This is a genomic window from Dokdonella koreensis DS-123 (genome assembly GCF_001632775.1).
GTDB lineage: Bacteria > Pseudomonadota > Gammaproteobacteria > Xanthomonadales > Rhodanobacteraceae > Dokdonella > Dokdonella koreensis.
Window position 1 is genome coordinate 2,498,664 of the sequence record NZ_CP015249.1, and the last position, 20,210, is coordinate 2,518,873.

Annotated in this window: 12 protein-coding genes; 9 read left to right on the forward strand and 3 right to left on the reverse strand. The window is 68.2% G+C overall.

The window, feature by feature from the left end; translation table 11 throughout:
- The first annotated feature begins 236 nt into the window (after positions 1-236).
- The 8 genes from I596_RS10180 (at position 237) to I596_RS10215 (ending at position 14,939) form a co-directional block, all read left to right on the forward strand.
- Positions 237-836 carry an ECF-type sigma factor gene (locus tag I596_RS10180; protein WP_190278890.1) on the forward strand — a complete coding sequence of 200 codons (600 nt, stop codon included), beginning with the start codon at positions 237-239 and terminating at the stop codon, positions 834-836.
- A gap of 403 nt (positions 837-1,239) precedes the next feature.
- Positions 1,240-3,954: a serine/threonine protein kinase gene (locus I596_RS10185; protein WP_083965497.1), complete on the forward strand. Its 2,715-nt coding sequence runs from the start codon at positions 1,240-1,242 to the stop codon at positions 3,952-3,954.
- Between the two features lie 253 nt (positions 3,955-4,207).
- On the forward strand, positions 4,208-6,412 hold the full coding sequence (locus I596_RS10190; RefSeq protein ID WP_067647292.1) for a choice-of-anchor J domain-containing protein: 2,205 nt from the start codon (positions 4,208-4,210) through the stop codon (positions 6,410-6,412).
- A gap of 606 nt (positions 6,413-7,018) precedes the next feature.
- Positions 7,019-8,077, forward strand: coding sequence for a DUF1615 domain-containing protein (locus tag I596_RS10195; RefSeq protein ID WP_067647294.1), 1,059 nt, complete (start codon positions 7,019-7,021; stop codon positions 8,075-8,077).
- 360 nt (positions 8,078-8,437) lie between these two features.
- On the forward strand, positions 8,438-8,806 hold the full coding sequence (locus I596_RS10200) for a DUF1428 domain-containing protein (protein ID WP_067647297.1): 369 nt from the start codon (positions 8,438-8,440) through the stop codon (positions 8,804-8,806).
- A gap of 112 nt (positions 8,807-8,918) precedes the next feature.
- Entirely contained in the window at positions 8,919-11,480 is a 2,562-nt protein-coding gene (locus tag I596_RS10205) for an autotransporter outer membrane beta-barrel domain-containing protein (RefSeq protein WP_223303809.1), read from the forward strand.
- A gap of 1 nt (position 11,481) precedes the next feature.
- Positions 11,482-12,108, forward strand: coding sequence for an ECF-type sigma factor (locus tag I596_RS10210; RefSeq protein ID WP_190278891.1), 627 nt, complete (start codon positions 11,482-11,484; stop codon positions 12,106-12,108).
- A gap of 173 nt (positions 12,109-12,281) precedes the next feature.
- Complete coding sequence (locus tag I596_RS10215; protein WP_223303810.1) at positions 12,282-14,939, forward strand: serine/threonine-protein kinase; 2,658 nt, start codon at positions 12,282-12,284, stop codon at positions 14,937-14,939.
- Positions 14,940-15,131: 192 nt separating this feature from the next.
- On the opposite strand, the gene I596_RS10220 is transcribed toward I596_RS10215, so the two are convergent.
- The 3 genes from I596_RS10220 to I596_RS10230 are packed head-to-tail and all read right to left on the reverse strand — an operon-like array spanning position 15,132 to position 17,139.
- Positions 15,132-15,623: a DUF2269 family protein gene (locus tag I596_RS10220; RefSeq protein WP_067647309.1), complete on the reverse strand. Its 492-nt coding sequence runs from the start codon at positions 15,621-15,623 to the stop codon at positions 15,132-15,134.
- Complete coding sequence (locus I596_RS10225; protein ID WP_067647312.1) at positions 15,620-15,985, reverse strand: DoxX-like family protein; 366 nt, start codon at positions 15,983-15,985, stop codon at positions 15,620-15,622. Before I596_RS10225 ends, I596_RS10220 begins: the two co-directional genes overlap by 4 nt.
- Before the next feature lie 29 nt (positions 15,986-16,014).
- The gene (locus I596_RS10230) at positions 16,015-17,139 is read right to left on the reverse strand and encodes a saccharopine dehydrogenase family protein (RefSeq protein WP_067647315.1); all 1,125 of its coding nucleotides are present in this window, start codon (positions 17,137-17,139) and stop codon (positions 16,015-16,017) included.
- A 238-nt stretch (positions 17,140-17,377) separates the two neighbouring features.
- Here I596_RS10230 and I596_RS10235 point away from each other — a divergent pair, with 238 nt between their 5' ends.
- On the forward strand, positions 17,378-19,843 hold the full coding sequence (locus I596_RS10235; RefSeq protein ID WP_067647318.1) for a winged helix-turn-helix domain-containing protein: 2,466 nt from the start codon (positions 17,378-17,380) through the stop codon (positions 19,841-19,843).
- Positions 19,844-20,210 lie beyond the last annotated feature (367 nt).

Here is a 20,210-nt window from a genome sequence, read left to right on the forward strand (position 1 = left end):
CTCGTTCCGGGCAGCCAAGTTCCACCCGTAGGCCTTGCCGCTTTGAGCGGTGCGCCAACTCCGTGGTTCGCTTGCCCCTTCCCCGCTGAACAGTTGTGCATATTTCGCAAAAGCGCACCGGATCCGGACACGGCTACCGGCGGCGACGAGAAAAAAATTTTGTCGGCGGGACCCTGGTTGGTCCGTGGCTGCGGCGAATCACTACAATGCTCAGAAGTGAAACTTTGGAACGCTGCATGCCCCGAGCCGCTAATTCAGCCGATGACGTCGTCATCGATCGGTTACAGGAAACATTGGGCAGTGCAATGTGTGATCCAACTCACACTTTGGCGTCGATGATGACGGAGGCATATCGGAATCTGTTGCGCGTGGCGCATGTGCAGCGCAATACCTTCGGCGCGAGCCCGACGCTATCGACGACGGCGCTGGTGCACGAGGTCTACCTCAAGTTGCAGGAATCACCGGACCTGGCGGTCTCGGATATCAACCACTTCTACTATCTGGCTACGCGCGCGATGCGCTTCGTGCTGACCGATCATGCGCGCAGGAAGCTGGCGCGGAAGCGTGGCAATGCCGTACCCACGGAAACCCTGGACGAGCATGCCGGCCTGGACACCGATGGGCGCCACGCCGAGCAGGTGCTTGAAATCAACGAAGTCATCGATCAGCTCGGACAGATCTTTCCGCGCATGGCCCAGATCGTCTCGTTGAGGTTCTACGTGGGACTGGGCGATGCGGAAATCGGCGCCGCCCTGGGTATCGACGAACGGACCGTGCGCCGGGACTGGATCAAGGCCAGGGGCTGGATGATCGGCCGCTTGCGGGAAGCCGACTGACGCCAGATCGCCGTACCGGGTGTCATGAATGCCGGCATCGGGTGCGAGCGGCAAGTCCAGGGGGATCTGCCGATCGTGAGACCGGCACCAAGGCCTCGTCGAGGAGCAGGAAAAGTCGGCTTGCACGAGCCGTCGGATCGGCGTGCCGGAACGCAGTGCGGCATGCGCCGGGGCCTTGGAGGCCACCGACCGCATCGGCGGAACGGGCCACGCCACGCACGCGTGGCGGAAGCACCAGAGCATTGTTACGCAAGGCATCCCGGCCGGAACCGGGAAGGACAAGCGCCGTCACGGACGAGCAGGCCCGCGGACCGGCCATCTTTTCACCGATGGCCGATGCCCGTCTTTCGCATCGAATTCCGATTCTCCTTCATCCGTCCCGAACAGGCCGCCGGTTCCGATCATGTCGACCCCCAATTCAACCGCCGACTGGCAATCGATTGAAAAGCAACTCGATGTGCTCCTGGATCTGCCGCCGGGCCAGCGCGTGGTACGCCTGGGCGAACTCGACCGGCACAATCCCGCCCATGCCCACGCGCTGCGCCAATGGCTGGCGGATATCGAGCAGGCGGAGCGGGATCCGCTGGCGCAGACCCACGATGGCGAGCGCGTCGGCCCCTGGCGGGCCCTGCACCGGCTGGGTCGCGGCGGCATGGGCGACGTCTGGATGGCCGAGCGCAACGACGGCACCTATGAAAAGCGCGTCGCGATCAAGTTCCTGTACGGCGACACGCCGCAATTGCGCGTGCGGCTGGAGATGGAGCGTCATCTGCTCGCACAGTTGCAACACCCCAATATTCCTCGGCTCATCGACGGCGGCGTGACGACGGGCGGGCAGCCGTATCTCGTCACGGACTTCGTCGAGGGCATGCCGCTGGACAAATGGTGCCTCATTCATCCGGCGGCGGACTTCGACACGCGTATCCGAATCTTTCGCCAGATCGCCGCCGCCGTGGCGCATGCGCACGACAACTCGGTCGTGCATCGCGACATCAAGCCGAACAACGTCCTGGTCGACCGCGACGGCCACGCCTACCTGCTCGATTTCGGCGTCGCGCGATTGCTCGACGAGGAACGCAGGGCCGACACCTTGCTGCCGTTGACGCTCGAGTACGCCGCTCCCGAGCAGGTCCGCAGCGGCAAGGCCGGCGTGCGCACGGACATCTACGGTCTCGGCGCGTTGCTCTACTTCCTCATCGCGAGGAAACCCCCATTCGACTTCCACAACCTGTCGATCGCCGCGTGCCTGAAGCGGATCGGTGAAGAAACGCCGTCACGACCGAGCGCGGCGGACGCGGTCCCGGGCCTGCCGCGCGAGTTGGCCGACGATCTCGATGCGATCGCGCTGAAAGCACTGGCGAAGTCACCGGAGGACCGGTACGCCAATGTCGACGGCTTTCTGCAGGATCTCGGCAACGCTTTCGCCCACCTCCCCATCGAAGCGCGCAAGCTCGACGGCCGCCTGTATCGCGCCCGGCGCTTCGTCCGCCGTAACGGAGTGGCCCTCGCCGTCTCCGCGGCCATCGGGCTGAGCCTGGCGGTGGGAATGGTGCTGGCTCTTTGGCAGGCGCACCTGGCTTCCGAACAGCGCGACGCCGCGCAAGCGGCACGCGCGAGCGCGGAAACCGAGCGGGCCAATGCGCAGGCACAAGCCGTGCGTTCGGACCTGACCGTCGACTTCCTGCTCTCGGTGCTCGGATCGGCCGCACCCGACAACGCGGCGGTCAAGATCGACGACCTGCTGGCGCTGGCGGCGCAGCGTGTCACACAGGCTGCAGAGAACCGCCCCGAACTCTATCCCCAGCTTTTCGACACGCTCATGCAAGCCTACGGGCAACGCGGCGGCGGGCGCGCGCTCGAACCGCTCCTGCTGTCGCTGCTGACCGATCCGAAGAAGAACCTGCCGCTTTCCGTCACCGCCGAGCTTTCCTGCACACTTGCCGATCTGCAATGGAGCATTCACAAGTGGGACGAAGCACGCCATTGGGCGGAGACGGGCCTGCGACAGGCCGCCGCCCTTGCGCCGGAGCAGGCTCGCGATATCCAGGCAAGCTGCCGGCGCATACTGGCCGAGTCCGAGTTGTTGTCGGGCAAGCTCGACCAGACGTTGAAGTTCTATCGCGAGGCGGTGGTTGCATTGGGAAGCCCACCGCCCGACACGCGCAAGAATGCGCTGTTCCTCGGCACCTACGCGGTGAAGCTCAGCATGGACGACGACCTGGTTGAAGCGCGCGCCCAGTTCCGCAAGGCGATCGACATGTATACCCGCCTCGGACGCGAGAACAGTGCCGATGCACTGGCCACGCTCGGCCAGATGGCGTACCTCACCGCCCGCGTCGGCTTGGTGGTCCAGGCGCTGGGCGAAATGCAGCGCAGCATCGAGCTCAACCTGAAGGCCACCGGCCCCACCGGTGATATCGCCATGATGTTGTATGGCCAGGCGCAGATCGCGGTGGACCTGGCGCGCCCTCAAGAAGCGGCGGCCGTGCTGGAGCGGTCGCAGGCCATGGTCCGCGACTTCGCACCCGATCAGATGTCGCGCTTCCGCATCCAATGGGCCGCTCTCGGTGCCCGTATCGCGGCGCTTTCCGGCGACGAGCCCTTGCGGGCAGCGAAGATCACCGAGATGCACACGGCGCTCGACGACCTCAAGGTGCCGCCGGGATCGCGGCTGCGGGTCGCGCTACGGGAAGCGGAAATAGCCGGCGCAACCATCGCCAAAGCGGCCAGTCCACAGGAGGCCTTCTCTCGATTCGAACACGCGGAGGAGGAACTGCTCGCCATGGGCAGCGGATCGAAGCTGGCATTGGCCCGGATCATGCTGGGTACCGCGGAGACCGCACTGGATCTCGGCCAAGCCGACCTGGCCGGAAAGAAAGTCGCAGAGGCGCGGGAGATCTTCGGGAGCTCCGTCGATCCCGAGAGCTGGCAACTGGGTGTCTGCGACGCCGTCGCTGCCTTCATCGACTGGCAGGGTGGCAAGGACCGCCCGCTGGCACGCGCCAACCTCGACCGCGCCGTGGCGCGGATGCAGGCAGCACTGGGCCCCGATCATCCTCGCGTCCTGCAGTGGCAGACGCGCGTGCGCCAGCTCGGCGCGCCCGTGGCAGGCGCCTAAGCAGAGGGGGGCATGAGCGATCACAGTGCAAGGGAAAGACGATTCTTCCTCCGATATCCCTGCCCCGCTATCCAAACGCGTGACTCGCCGCCGTCATGCACACAAGTGCACTTTGCATCAAAAGTTATTTCATCGCACCGGGCGATTGACGCATACTGACGCGGCCGCGACCACAGGGGGAACGGCCGTGCCGCGCTCGCGCGCTGGGTAGACCCGCGCCGCGTCACGACTGCTGACAATCAAGAGGCAAGGAATGAACAAGACACGGATTCGCCTCGCGGCGACGATTCTGCTTGCGTCACTGTCCGGCTCGGCCGGTGCGCAAGCATTCACGGAAAACTTCGACGACATCGGCTTGCTCGCGGGCAACGGCTGGTTCCTTCAGAACAACAGCACCCCACTGGGCGCGACCAGCTGGTTCCAAGGGAACAACGTCGCGAATGGCGGCCCGTTCGATGCCTACAACGGCGCGGCCAATGCCTACATCGGCGCCAACTTCAACAACACGACCGGCGGAACCGGCACGATCAGCAACTGGCTGGTAACGCCGAACCGGACGCTCCGCAACGGCGACGTCTTCACGTTCTACACCCGCAAGCCGGTGACGCCGGCGGGTGGTATCGACTATCCCGACCGCCTCGAGGTGCGCCTGAGCACGAACGGCGCAAGCACGAACGTGGGCACCGGCGGCGCGGGCATGGGCGATTTCACGGCCCTGCTGCTATCGATCAATCCCTCCCTGGTGGCCGGCGGCTACCCGTTCAACTGGACGCAGTACACCATCACGATATCCGGGCTTCCCGCGCCGACATCGGGCCGCCTCGCGTTCCGCTACTTCGTGACCAACGGCGGGCCGACCGGTAGCAGCTCCGACTACATCGGTATCGACAACGCGGTGTATACGCCCTATGTCTGTCCGGCGGTCACCGTGTCGGGCACGCCGGGCAACGGCACCTGGGGCCAGGCCTACAGCGCCACGCTGTCGCAGACCGGCGCGCTGGGTGCCCCCAGCTATGCGGTGACTGCCGGCAACCTGCCGCAAGGCCTGACACTGTCGGCTGGCGGCATCCTCTCCGGCACGCCCACCCTCACCGGGACGTTCGATTTCACCGTGACGGCGAACGACGCGAGCGGTTGCAGCGGTTCGCGGAGCTTCGCGATCACGATCGTCCCCGCCTTCCCCGGCGCCCCCATGGACGTCAGTGCCACCGCGGGCGATGCGCAGGCCAGCGTGAGCTGGGCGCCGCCCGCGACCGATGGCGGCGCCGTCATCGAGAACTACACCGCAACCTGCACCGACGGCACGAGCAACCACAGCGAGACGGTGAACGCGCCGCCCGCCATCGTGACCGGCCTCGCCAACGGCACGGCCTACACCTGCTCGGTGGCGGCGACCAACGTCGCCGGCACCGGCGCCGCTTCCGCCGCCAGCACCAGCGTCATCCCGATGGGCGAGCAGACCATCACGTTCGGCGCGCAGTCGGGACAGACCTACGGCCTGGACGGGACGTTCCCGATCGATCCGCTGGCGGTCGCCAGTTCGGGCTTGGCGGTGACCTATGGGTCGACGACCGCCGGTATCTGCACGGTCAACGGAACCACCGTTTCGATCGTGTCTGCCGGTACCTGTACGCTCACCGCCGACCAGGCCGGCGACACTGCCTGGAATCCGGCGCAGCAAGTGACGCAATCCCTGGTCATCGCCCCGGCCGGCCAGACGCTGACCTTCCCCGCGCAGGCCGTCACGACGCGTTGGTTCAAGGCGGGCAGCACTTTCGCGATCGCGCCCCTGGCCAGCAGCGCCGAACCCCATTCGGGCGCATCGATCGTCTACTCCTCGCTCAGCGCAGGCGTCTGCACCGTGAGCGGCACGAACGTGACGATGGTGGCCGAAGGCACCTGCACGATCGCCGCCGACCAGGCCGGCAACGGCAACTACAGCGCCGCCGCCCAGGTGACGGTGCAGGTCACGCTGGTGACGCCGACCGAGGCTGATCTGTGGATCGAGACATCCGCATGGAAGGCCACGGCAGTCATCGGCGACACGGTGGGCTACTCGATCAACCTCGGCAATCTGGGGCCGGCCCATGCCGCCAACGTGCGCGTAGTCGACCTGGTCCCGACCCGCCTGGATCCGGCCACCGTGGTGTGGCAGTGCATGGAAGCCGTCGGAACCAGTTGCCCCCCGCCCGGCTCGGGTACCGGCAATCTCGATGTGGTGATTCCGACACTGCCGCGAGACGCCAGCCTGCAGTTCGAGCTGTTCGGCGTGGTGATTCCGGCGACCGATCCGGCGAACGACTTCACGCCGTTCGACAACACCGCGAGCGTGTCGCTGCCGTCGAGCTCGGCCCTGACCGACCCGGTGCCCGGCAACAACGCCAGCACGGCGACCATCACGGTCCTGTCACGGCCCGACGCCCTGTTCACCGACGGGTTCGACGTGCCGCAGCGCTGACCGCGGACCGTCGATGACCCACCCCTTCTTCTCTCCAACGGGCGGGAAGAAGGGTCAGGATGGGGTCGGAGATACTCCGCCCCCTTCGCGTTCTTCACCGATCCGACCGCACTGCGCGACCTGCCGCGCCGATCGCACCCGGGATTGGGCCAGGGCCGGCTTTCCGGCCGTCGATGAGTAAATGGAGGTCGGCGCTCCCACGCACGCCCCAGGACGCAGGCACTCGGCCGGAACCGCGGCGACGACATCGCTGTGGCTTCACCTGCTATCGAGCGTTGGTCCCGCCCCCCGCCAGCGTCGTTCCCTGGACGGCGGAGTCTCCACCCAACGCCGACCCGCCCGTGGAAACAGTCCGCGGAAGGGCGCAACGCTGCCATTGGGGGCCGACGGAATCACGGGCGCCGCCGCAGACGGGTGCAAACCGGGATTCCGGGTTGGACTGAGGCCGCACGCACGATCGGACGGCGACTGGAGCCGATGCGATGCCGCCCGTATGCTGGCCGCATGAACGAGCACCGCCTGACGACGCGACACCGCCCACCCGCCGCGCCTGCGGATGCCCTTCCTCGGTACGCGAGGTGGTCGCTTGCACCAGGCTGCGTACGCGTGCTGCTGCCTCTGCTGCTCACCGCCTGTGCCACCCAAGGGCCGCCGTTGCCCGAGCGAAATCCCGCCGACGTACGCGCCGAGATTGCGCGAAGGATACCGGCGAACATCGACCGCACCGGCTGGGCGGCGGATATCCAGACCGCGCTCTTCGCACAGCGCATCGAATCCAACAGCGAGAACATCTGCGCGGTGCTGGCGGTGGTCGAACAGGAATCGGGCTATCAGGCCGACCCGGCCGTGGCGGGCCTGTCGAGGATCGCGCGCGCGGAAATCGATCGCCGCGCGGCATCCAAGCACATCCCGAAGCTGCTCGTCGACGCTGCACTGGCCATCAAGTCGTCGGACGGCAGGTCCTATGCGCAGCGCCTGCAAGGCGCCCGCACCGAACGCCAGTTGAGCGACATCTACGAGGACATGATCGGCCGCGTGCCGCTGGGCAAGCGCCTGTTTGCCGGCATGAATCCGGTGCAGACAGCCGGGCCGATGCAAGTGAGCATTGCCTTCGCCGAATCCCATGCCAGCGGCTATCCCTACCCCATCGACGGCTCGATCCGCGATGAAGCCTTCAGCCGGCGCGGCGGCCTGTACTTCGGCATCGCCCATCTGCTGGGGTACCAGACGCCCTACACGCGCAAGCTGCATCGTTTCGCCGACTACAACGCGGGCTGGTACGCGAGCCGCAATGCGGCGTTCCAGAACGCGGTCAGCCTGGCCTCGGGCATTGCGCTTGCGCTCGACGGCGACCTGCTGCAGCCCGGAGCACGGCTGGACAACCCGGGCAAGACCGAGCTGGCGGTGCGCACACTGAGCGGTCCCCTCGGCCTGGACGAACGGGCGATCCGCAAGGCGCTGGAACGCGGCGACCGGCTGGACTTCGACGACACCGCTCTCTACGCGAAGGTCTTCGCCCTGGCCGAAGCCCGCGAACGCAAGCCGCTGCCTCGCGCGATGATTCCGGGCATCAAGCTGGAAAGCCCCAAGATCACCCGCGAACTGACCACCGCCTGGTTCGCCACACGCGTGAACGAGCGTTATCAGCGGTGCCTGCGGCGATAGGCAGCTGTCCCCGCATCGACGGGCTTTGCCGTTGCCAGCCGCCTCGCGCCAGCCGGGCTACGGCCCGGGTTCCATGGACGATGCCGATTCCGGACCTGGCCGCTCGTCGCTCTTGCAGATCGGATCGCCGATCACCCTAGGAACCTCGTCAGGAGCTCCGCTGCGTGCACTCGAGCAGCAGGCAGGGCCGGATCTGCCCATTCGGGCCGGCGGCCACCTGGCAGGCCGCTGAACCGATCCGCTGCGCGCTTGTCGATTTCCGCCCCGCAGGATCGTCGCCTGGATGAAGGCCGCCTTCACCCCGGCCCATCGGCGCTTGGACGGAGCCGGCCTTCTCCCCATCCCATCAAGGAGATTCGCATGTCCTACATCGACGGCTTCGTGATCGCGGTTCCGACCGCCAACAAGCAGAAGTTCATCGCCCACGCCCGCACGTTCGATACCGTGTTCCTGGAGTACGGCGCCACCCGTGTCATCGAGGGCTGGGGCGACGATGTCCCCGACGGCAAGGTGACCGATTTCCGCAAGGCGGTGAAGGCGACCGCCGAGGAGACGGTGGCGTTCTCGTGGGTGGAATGGCCCGACAAGGCCACCCGCGATGCGGGCATGAAGAAGATGATGGAAGATCCGCGCATGGACCCGGCCAATCCCGGCAACGACCCGATGCCGTTCGACGGCAAGCGCATGATCTTCGGCGGCTTCGAGCCCGTGGTCGAACTGAAGAAGTAGTCGGAATGGCGGGAACGGCCAGGCGCACGCCCCGGTATCGCTCAGCGTGATCGCCCGCTCCGGGACTCCCGAAACGATTCCTTTTATTACCAGCGCTTGAACGACGACCAGGGTGGTGGCCGTTCCCGTTCATCCCGCGGGACGGCCACTCCGTCGATCGCTTTTCCTGGACCGAAGCCCGGACGCGCCGCACCGGCGCTCCCTTCAACGCGGTCCCATGCGCACCTCGATCCGCTCGGGAGGTGCGCCGGCAGGGGCCGGTTCGCCGAGCCCCGGCAGGCATCCGGGACGCGATCGACGTGGATGCACCGAAGCCCATGTCCACATCGTCCTCGCAACGGTGTTCATCTCGGTCGGGCGGCGCATGGCCGTCGATCGGAGAACCCGCATGCGAGCTCCTTCACCTCATGGGCACTGCCTCGCCCGCGCGCCACGGCGGATGGCGCGCGTTGCCGTCCACCTGTCCCTCGCGGTCACGACGCTGACGGGCTTCTCCCAGCGCGCCGATGCCGCCATCCTGACCGTTGGCGCACCCGGCAGCGGCTGCAACCACACCCTCGTACAAGCGGCGGTCAATGCCGCCAACGGCTCCCCGGGGGCCGACGAGGTCCGCATTGCCCGCAGCGCCACCTGGACGGCCCAGCAGATCACGATCAACACGGACCAGGAGCTCCACCTCACCGGCGGCTACGCCACCTGCACGTCGGCCACGCCGGACGGCACCAAGACCGTGCTCAGCGGTGCCGGCGGCGACGCACGACCCGTGCTGACGGTCCGCGGCAACGGCTTCGTCTACCTGCGCAACCTGACGATCCGCGACGGCGACCAGGCCGGCGACGACAACGGCGGCGGGATCTTCTACGAGGGCGGCGGCATTCTCGACATCGCGGAGACGCTGGTCACCGCCAATACGGCGAATGACGGGGGCGGCATCCATGCAACCGGCACCACCACCACCGCCGAAGTGGTCCTGGGCGCCAACGTCACGATCAGCAGCAATATCGCGCGCAACAGCGGCGGCGGCATGGTCTCCCGCAGCCTGGAGACCAGCATCGTCGGCCCCGGCACGACACTGATCTTCAACGAGGCGCTCGGCCAGGACGGCGGCGGCTACGGCGGCGGCCTCGTCGTCGTCAGCGACCAGCTGCCGTCCTACGCCTATGTGACCTCGAACGGTGTCGGCGGTCTCGGCGTGCTCTACGCGAACGAAGCGAAGTACGGCGGCGGCATCGCGGTGCTGGTCGGTGGCGGTTCCGACAGCGACGCGGAGGCCCGAATCCATAGCACCGATCCGCAGCAGCCCGTGCGCATCCACGCCAATCGGGCCAGCGTCGCCGGCGGCGGCGTGTACGTGCGGGAAATAGACGTCGGGTTCAACAGCCCCATCGCCCGCCTCTGGCGCACAGCCGTCAACGACAACACGGCACCCGATGGCGCGGCGATCCATGCCGAAGGGACCGGTTCGGTCATCGTCACGACGTTCTCCGGCGCCCCCTCCGCCCCGCTCGGCACCCCGCAGAACCAGATCATCGGCAACTTCACCGGCAACTCCACCGGCGCGGTCCTGCGCACCGCCAATGGCCATGTAGAACTGGATCGCGTGGAAATACGCGGCAACGAAGGCGGACGCCTGCTCTACGCCACCGATAGGCCGTACTCCTGGATCAGAAACAGCCTGATCGCCGGCAACAACGTTGCGCAGGAACTGATCCGATCCGCCGACGAGGACGGAATCTCACTCACGTTGAGCCACGTCACGATCACCGGCAATGCCATCGGCGCGCCGCACGTCCTTTTCGTCGACCATGGCTTCTCCTTCGATCGCAGCCTCGTCGCGCAACCGGGCAAGGTGACGCTGCCCGCCAGCTCCGGAGAGCGCGACATCCAGTACGTGCTGACCAACGATCCGAGCAACATGGCGGGCGCGTTCTTCCTGGCCGACCCGCGTTTCGTCGACCCCACCACCGGCGACTACCACCTGCGCGCAGGGTCGACCGCCGTGGACTTCGCGCCGCTGGAGGGCGGCAGCGACCTGGAGGGCCGGCCGCACACGACCGACATGCCCATTGGCGGAATCACGGGCCGCACCGCGGACGCCGGCGCCTACGAGCGCCCCGCCCTGCAACCGTTGGTGCTCAACAGCGACTTCAATACGGACCTCGGTTTCTGGACCGGACTGTCCGAGTCGTTCTGGGACGGCACGACGAACGCCTCGGGATCGACCGGCTCCGGCTCGGTTCGCATTCCCCCGGTCGGAGATCCCGAGAACGCCGGATCACCGAGCGTCATCGGCCGCTCGCAATGCGTGCATCTGCCCGGCCCGGGACGCTATCGCCTCAACGGCTGGGGCAAGGTCAGCGGCACCATGTTCGAGATCAACAGCGTGATGCTGCGCTGGGAGCTGCGCCACAACGGCGGCCCGGCCAGCTGCGAGAACGGCCCCTACGACGCCACCGGCACGCACATTCTCGCCGGCTCGAACACCTGGAGCCGCCCGGCCAATGGCGCGGTCATCGAGGTGCCCGAAGCGGTATGGGCACGCAACACCTCGCTGACGATCAAGCTCGACACGGCCGGTAATCAAACGCCGCCTACCGGCTGGTTCGACGGCATAACGCTCGACCTCGACGACGGCACCGACACGATCTTCAAGAATGGTTTCGAAGCGCTCTGAAATGAGCGCCGTCCCCCGGCCTTTCGTACCGCCCCCCGCGTCAGGTACACCGGCGAACTGGCACGCCCTCGCGATCCCGCTACACTGGCGGGGCCGCGAGGGAGCCATGTCCGATCCGACATCCGACGACGCACCGCCGCTGTCATTCGAGGCCGTCTACGACCGGCTCAAGAAGCTGGCGCACCGCCAGCTCGGGCGCGGCGCACGCGGGACGCTCGACACGACGGCGCTCGTCCACGAGCTCTACCTGCGCATGGGCGACGCGGACAGGCGCTTCGAGCGTTCCGCGCAGTTCTATTTCTACGCGGCGCGCGCCATGCGTCACCTGCTGATCAACCGGGCGCGCGATCGCAAACGCCTGAAGGCCGGCGGCGACTGGGTGCGCGTCACGCTCGGCGATGCCGCCGAAGCCGCCCTCGCGGTGGAAGGCGCCGACAAGGCATTCGCGATCGAAGAGGCGCTGGCACAGATGGAAGCGTCGGAGCCGCGCGCGGCCCGCGTATTCGAACTGCGCTACTTCGCTGGCCTCGGTGCCGACGAGATCGCCGAACTGGTGGGCGTCACGCGACGAACCATCGATCGTGACTGGCGTTATGCACGCGCCTTCCTGCTGGCGGCGATCCAGTGAACGTGCCGCCGGCACCGGCGGGCGGAAACGCCTCCGCCGCCGGCCCCGAAATGGGGAGTCCGTCGGACCTCCGGGAGTGTTTCGAGGCCGTCCTGCGTTGCGATCCCGATGCGCGCGCGGCCTGGCTCGACGCCCACTGCACGAATGCCGGCCGACGTCGCACGATCGAGCGCATGCTCGAGGCCGACGCGCGCCATGCCGGGCAGACGATCGACCGGTCATTCGAGATACTGCTCGACCGCATCGGCGACGACAGCGGGGACGATCCGCCGATCGGCACGCGGATCGGTCCGTTCGTGCTGCTGGAAAGACTCGGCGAGGGCGGCTCCTCGATCGTGTTTCGTGCGCAACGCACCCAGGACGACGTCGTCCAGCAGGTCGCGCTCAAGGTGCTGCGCCACCACCTGTACACGCACGACGAGCGACGCCGCTTCCGCGACGAACGCCGTGCGCTCGGCCAGCTGCGTCATGCCGGCATCGCACGCCTGATCGAGGGCGGCATCACCGACGCTGGAACGCCGTACATCGCGCTGGAGCTGGTCCAGGGCGAGACCCTGATGGCTCATGCGCACCGGCACTGCCTCGACATCGGCGGGCGCCTGCGCCTCTTCGTCGACGTGTGCCGGGCGGTCGAAGCGGCGCACCGTGCCCTGATCGTGCATCGCGACCTCAAGCCATCGAACGTGCTCGTCGGTGCCGACGGCGAGGTCAAGCTGCTCGACTTCGGCATCGCCAAGCTGCTCCACCGCGAGAACGGCGACGAGGCGACGCACACGCACCAGCGTGCGATGACGCCGGCCTACGCCGCTCCCGAGCAGCTCCGGGGTGGCCAGATCACGACCGCCACCGACGTGTACGCCCTTGGCATCCTGCTCTGCGAACTGGTCACCGGCCAACGCCGGTCGGTGGGCGATACGCACACGCCGTCGTCACAGATCGGCGACACCACCGCGCCGGGCCTGCTGCCGGCGCCGCCCGCCAGGATGCGCCGGCTGCTGCGCGGCGATCTCGACAACATCGTGCTGCAGGCCACGGCCGAGGAACCGGAGCGGCGATACGCGAGCGCGGGCGCGCTTGCCGACGACATCGAGCGCCACCTGGCCCACGCGCCGGTCGCGGCCCACCCGCCTTCGCGCTGGTACCGCGCGCGCAAGTTCGTCGCGCGCCATCAGGGCGGCGTGCTCACCACCGCGGCGTTCGTGGCGGCGATTCTCGCGGCGCTCGGCGTCGCCGTCTGGCAGGCGCATGTGGCCAGAGCCGAGGCGAGGCGGGCCGGTGCGATGCGCGACTTCATGGTGTCGTCCTTCCGTGAGGCGGAACCGGGCTCCCCGCGCGCAGGTCCGCCGCGCATTACCGAAGTGGTCGAGGCCGCCGCCGCCCGCGCGCGCGCCGAGACGACGATGCATCCCGGGGTACGCACCGAACTGCTCGGCGAGCTCGGTGCCGTGCTGCGCGCCCAAGGCCGTCTCGACGCCGCACGGGACATCCTGCAGTGGAACTACGAACAGAGCCAGCGCGACCTGGGCGCCAACGATCGTTTGACGCTGGCTGCAGGCCTCGAACTGTTGCGCGCGCTGGCGCTGACCAACGACTACGACGACCGCGTGCGCGGTTTCGCCGATGATCTGCTGGCGCGGCTTCCGCCGGGCGAGACCGGTCTCCGCAGCGAGACGCTGGTCATGTCATCGGCGATCGCGGCGCGTGAGCGCCAGTTCGAGCGCGCGGCCCGTGAGGGCCAGGAGGCCGTGGCACTCGCCCGCAGCCTGGGTGATTCCCAGCTGCTTTCGAACGCCTTGAACGCCTACGGCCAGGCACTGTTCCTGGACGGCGACGCCCAGGCTGCGGCGACGGCGAGCGAGGAATCGCTGGCGTTGACGCAGGCGCGCGTCGGCACGCGCCACGTCAGCGTGTCCACCGCACACGTCAATCTGTCGCGGATATACCGGCGTGCGGGCAACCTTCCTGCCGCCGAGCGGCACATCCAGGCCGCGCTCGACATCGACGACGCCGTGCTGCCACCGGACGACTGGCGCAGGGCGCTTCATTTGAATGCCAAGGTCATGATCCTGCGCCAGCAGCGCGAGTTCGCGCTCGCGCTGGATGCCCTCGCCGAGGGCCTGCGCATCAATCGGCTGGCCCTGGGCGATGAACACCCCTACGTCGCCAACGATCTCCTCAATATCGGCACGCTGCGCCTGCGCCTCGGCGACTTCCAGGGTGCGATGGCGCCGCTGCGCGAATCGCTCGACGTGCTCGAAGCCGCGAAGGATCCCAATCACATCCAGGTCGGGATCGCGCGGGGCACCTACGGCGAAGCCCTCGCCGGCGTCGGCGACGCCGAATCCGCCGAGTCCGAGATGCATCGCGCGCTGGCTACCCTCGAAGCGGGCCCGAAGCCGGACCCACACGAGCAGGCCCTGATCTGGGAATGCCTGGCACGGCTCAGGCTCGACCGCGGCGAGCCGGCGACGGCATTGCCCGCCATCGCGGAAATCGACCGCCTGCTCGCCGGCATGGCGAAGCCGAAGCCCTACTGGGACGGACGCACAGCCGCCTTGCGCGCCCATGCCCTGATCCTGCAGGGCAAGAGTCCGGCAGCGTTCGGACTGCTCGAGCACGCCGCCGCCACACTCCGCGCATCGGCCGACAAGGACGTCGAACTCGACATCGAGATCCAGTTGCTTCGCGCGCGCGCCGCGCAGCTGGGTGGCGAGCACGAAGCGGCACCCGGCTTGACCGCACAGGCACTCGATGCGATCGCGGCACTGCGCCATCCGCCCGTACGGCTGAGCGCGATGGCCCATGCGCTGCGCGCAACACAACGCGACTGATCGACCGTGTGCCGTGCGAGCGCTCGACGCGGCTTGCGCGCACCCGCAGATTGACCGCACGGGCCGGCGAAAGGCTTCTCGCCCTGCGTGGCCGATCGGAAGGCGGCCATCGCCCACGCAGCGCACGCGCCGGGGCCGGACGGGTTCCCCGAGGGTGAAAACCCGCCCGTCGTGCATGTGCCGCGCATGGACTCAGAACGGCAGCATTTCCGCCCAGGATCCCGGCTTGGCCACCATCAGGTAGAACACCGCCAGCATCGCGATGAAGGCGGGGCAACCCAGCGTTTCCCACCAGCGGGCGTAGCGCCAGTACGCGTCCGGAAGCACGCCGGAGCCCTCGGCTGCCGCGGACGCCATCGCGGCCATGCGCATCTGCAGCCATACCACGGGCAACCACAGCATGCCTGTCACCAGGAACAGCCCGATCGACAGCGCCAGCCACGGTGTCGTGAGCGGCCAGCCCGCCAGGTGCGCCATGAGCAGGCCGCTGGCGGGCTGGATCACGACTGCTGGCGTGGTGAACCACCAGTCCGCGCGGACCACCAGCCGCGACACGACCGCCTGCGCCTCCAGCTTTCCGCTGCGGTTGGCGAAGAACAGATAGAACGCCGTGCCGAAGCCGGTGCCCACCAGCACGACGCTGGACAGCACATGTATCCACTTCAGCAGCAGATAGGCCGTCATTTCCCTGCCCGGATCAGGAACCACAGGATCGCAGCAATCGGGACGTTCTTCGTCAATGGTCCCAACGGATGCAGCCACAACGAGGGATCGAGCACGGTGGCGATCACCGTCATGCACAGCATCAGCGCCAACGCCAGCAGGTAGATGCGTCGCGATGGCCACAGCGCCATTGCGAGGCCGATCAGCAGATCGGTGCCCGCACCCGCTGCGATCAGTACGATGCGGACGTGGCGGTCACCGATGCCGGCCCCCACCAAAAGGTCGGTACTCTGGCCGTTGATCTCCCACAGGCTGACTGCCGCCTTTGCCAGCCAGACGATGACCAGACTGATACGCAGAACAGTGGCGTTCCCGGCATTCATCGCGGTATTGCAGGCAAGTGACGTAACGATCAAGTCTGCGCCAACGGGAGCGATTCTTCGACCACATCGGTGGCCATATCCCACCTCGCAAACTCCGGCTCGAACTCGCCCAACGACACCCGACCTGCCGCCGTGAACGCGCCGGACAGCATCGCCTCACCGGCTGCCAGCCTTCGCGCCAAGACGATCGCGGCCATGCACGGAATCTCAGGGCCGTGGTCGTGGTCCGCCGCGACGTGCCAGGAACGCCGCACCGGCTGCCCGGCGGCATCGAGCCCTTCGACGCGGACTACCATGCCGCCCAGCGACGTACCCAACCGGTCGAACACACCGGCAGCCCGGTTCAGAACACCAGCCCAACGCGCCGGGCGCTTCAGCAGTCCTCTGCCGCGCAGTGCCGCCATGGCCGCCAAGGCGCGCTGCGTCGCAGCCACCTCGAGCGCGGCGCGGAACATCACACGATCGCGCACATCGTAGCGTGCGGGAAACAGTTCCAGGTCCGGGATGTCGCACAGCGCGCCAATGCGAGGCCGCAGCCGCTTGAACTCGACCCGCTCGGGTGCAGCCCAGCCGATTGCCTGCACCCACCGCCCGCCACACCAGACGTCGATCCGCTCGCCGCAGTAGCTCAGCACGCCTTCCATCGTGGCCCGGCCCCGCGGCGCCGTCTGAGCGGGCGCGATGCAGAGGTCCACGGCATCCACGGCCTGCCAGCCTGCACAGAGGCGATCAACGACCGCCGAGGACAGCGCCGGTACCGTGCTCGCGCCACTGATGCCTACTCGCCCGGCCTGTTGGAACGCCTCGTGCAGTGCCCGTGGAAAGTCACAGACGAAGCGGCGACCATCGGCCAGGTCGACATAGTGCACGCCGGCCCGTGCCGCCGCGACCGCCACGCCGTACGACTGCCTCTGAAAAGGACCGGCTGCGTGAATCACCAAGCCGACGCCCAAGGCGCGCAGCGTCTGGCCCAGATCCGGAGCGCTGCAATCGACCGCCACAGCGGCGGCCGGCCCGTCCAGAGCGTCGGCGAGTCGCTGCGCCTGCACGATGTCTCGCCCTGCTATCAGCAGCTCGACATGCGGATCAGCTGCCAGGGAACGGCAGATGCGCGCGCCGAAGTTGCCGTAGCCCCCCAGCACCAACGTCTTCATTCAGCCTCAGTAGTACACCGCAACTGGTGAGAAGTATTGCTGAGGAACACGATCGATGAACAGACCAGGATATGGGTGTCCAATAGCCCTTTCCTGACCCCACACCAGCAAGCGGCGCGTCCGCCGAGGCCGGCTACGGGGCAGCAAGCTCGAGGAAGGCCTCACCGCCGGGAGCACGGGCGCCTCGACGCGCGCCGGCCGCCTTGACCTACAATCCGGCCTCCAGTGCTTGTCGCCTGTGAGCGCCTTCATCGCAATGCCCGTCACGCCCAGCACTGCCGCGCCCACCTTCGAGTACCGGTTCGGTCGATTCCGCCTGAATCCGGCCACGCGGGAGTTGTGGATGGAAGGATCGCTCCATCCCGCCTCGCCGCTGGTCTTCGACTGCCTCGTCTACCTGCTGAACCAACGGCAGCGCGTGGTCGGCCGGGACGAACTCGTGTCAGCGGTCTGGGGCAGGGTCGACGTCGCCGATCAACAGGTCCGCCAGCTCATTCAGCGCGCGCGGCAAGCCGTGGGCGACGATGCGAAAAGCCAGCAGACGATCCGCACCGTGCCCGGTGGCGGCTACCGGTGGGTCATGCCGGTGGAGATCGCCGAGTCGCCGGACGGTCCACCGCCGCCGGTGGAGGGCACGCGCGACGTTTCCGCACCACCGCCATCACATCACCCGGATGCGCCTGGCGTAGCCGAGGCCGCTGCGCCGTCGCCAGCCGTAACCGCGCAGGCGGCCAGCGACATGCCGGTGAGGTCGATCCGTGCGCATGCACGCCTTCGCGCGCTCGCCATCCTCGGCGGCCTGCTGCTTCTGGCCGCGGCGGCCTTCTACGGCGCGCTCCGCACGAAGCAGGCCGCGCCCGCGCAGACCTCGGCCGGCCCCGGCATGGCACGCGCGGTCGTCGTGCTGCCGCTGAAGGTGACCGGGCCGAGCGATGCCGCCTGGATCCGGCTCGGCGCGATGGATCTGATCGCGCAGCGACTGCGCAGTATCGGCATGCCGGTGCCGCCGAGCGACAGCATCGTCTCGGCCGTTCACGCGACGGGTGATCCGGATACGCCCGAGGGCCTCGCGATGCTGCGCGATACGCTCGGCGCCGCCACCCTGGTGCAGGGCACCGCGGTCAAATCGGCCGGCGGATGGACGCTCAGCCTGCAAGCAGTATCCGCCGGCGGCCAGCGCAACACGGCGCAGGCTGAGCGAGCGGATGCCATCGAGGCGGCACGTGACGCGACGGACCTGCTGCTCGCCGCGCTCGGCGAAGTGGCCCCGCGCGACGAACACGAGCGCGACGGCCTGGATCGGCTGATACAGCGCGCGCGCGCAGCACTGCTGGCCAATCAGCTCGACGCAGCGCGCACCATTCTCGCCGGCGCGCCGGAAGAGCAGCGCAGCGATCCCCGCCTGCGTGTGCTCGCGGCGCAGATCGACCAACGCGCCGGACGGCGCGCCGAGGCGGAAGCGACCCTGCTTGCGCTGCTCGACGATCCGGCTGCGAGCGCCGTTCCCGAAACCCGCGCGGACGCATTGACCGCGCTCGGCTACCTCGAACTGAACCGCAACGACTGCGCCGCGGCCGAACGGCGTTTCGACGCGGCGCTGCTCGCGCTGGAAGATCGCCGTGGCAGTCGCTACGGCAGTGTGCTTTCGGTCCGCGGCTCGGTGCGCGCCTGCCTCGGCCGTCCCGAGGAGGCCGTGCGGGATCTCAGTGCCGCCGGCCCGCTGCTCGATGCCGCCGGAGACCGGCTCGGCCGCGCCAACCTCGACAACCATTTCGGCACGATCGAACTCTACCGTGGGCGCCCTGCGCAAGCGGTGACCTATCTGCAATCGGCGCGTGCCACGCATCAGTCATTCGGCTCAGTCGATGGCACGCGGCGCGACCTGAGCCTGCTGTGCATCGCTCTCAGCGAACTCCTGCGCTGGCCCGAAGCACTGGACGCCGGTGAAGCGCTGTGGGCGCTGCATGAGCGAGGCGACGACGCGGGCGCGCTGTACTCGGCAGCGGGGCTGCGCGCACGCATTCTGGTACGGACCGGCAGGCATCGCGAGGCGGAAGCCCTGCTGGACCGCGTCGAGGCCGCGCATCCCACGGAGCGCGCGTCGCCCTACGCCGTGGCCTTCCACGAGGCACGGGCGGAACTGGCCTGGGCGCACGGCGATGCGCGACGGACCATCGCCGCGATCGACGAGGCCTGGAAGATCCTGCCGCCCGAGAAGATGAGCGACGACGAAGACCTGCTCACCATCCTGCTGCGTCAGCGTGCGTCGCTCTCGCTCGGCCAGGCGCCCGACGACGCCGGCGCCGGACGGCAGCCGGGGACTGCGGGAGAGACGATACCGATACCGCTGCTCCTCGCCCGCGCCGAGCGTGAGAGCCACCTGCAACGCCTCGACGAGGCGGAAGCCAGCTTCCGCGAGGCCATGAAGGCAGCCGAGACGCGCGACGTGCCGGCGATGACGGTGCTCGCCGCGGATGCGTACGCGCGCTGGCTGCTCACGCGCGGCCGCGCCGACGACGCGCGTGCCACGGCCGGCCGGATCACGCCCTGGGCCGAGCGGGATTTCGACAGCGCGGCACTGCAGGTCGCCATCTTCCATGCCGCCGGCCAGGCCGACGCCTGGCGCGAGGCGCTGAACCGAGCCGGCGCGACGGCGGGAGAACGGACCTTGCCGGCCCAACTGACACAGCCACCGGTACCGTAACGATTCACAACCCGAGGCCACCCCTGCCCCGGCCGCGGCATCGCCTGCCAACGGCGGCCCCCCTGCCCCACGCGCAGCCGCGCCCGCTGCATCGCAGCATGAATGCCCGATCGATTGCGTAATCGTCATACGTCTAGCATTTCTTTCGATGTTGCGACGCGACATTCTTCGCAGGCACGATCGTTCTGCGACGCGCCGGCGACGGTGTGGCGACGGGCTTGGCGATGGGCGCGCGTTACGGTTCGGCGGGCGGTGAGAGACCAGCGCACCGAGCGGGCGCCCCGTCAACCGGGAGCGAAAAGCCATGGGGTGGCCCTCAAGCGCTCGCCCATTGCCGCACCCTGCTCTCGGCGACCGGCCGGCACCG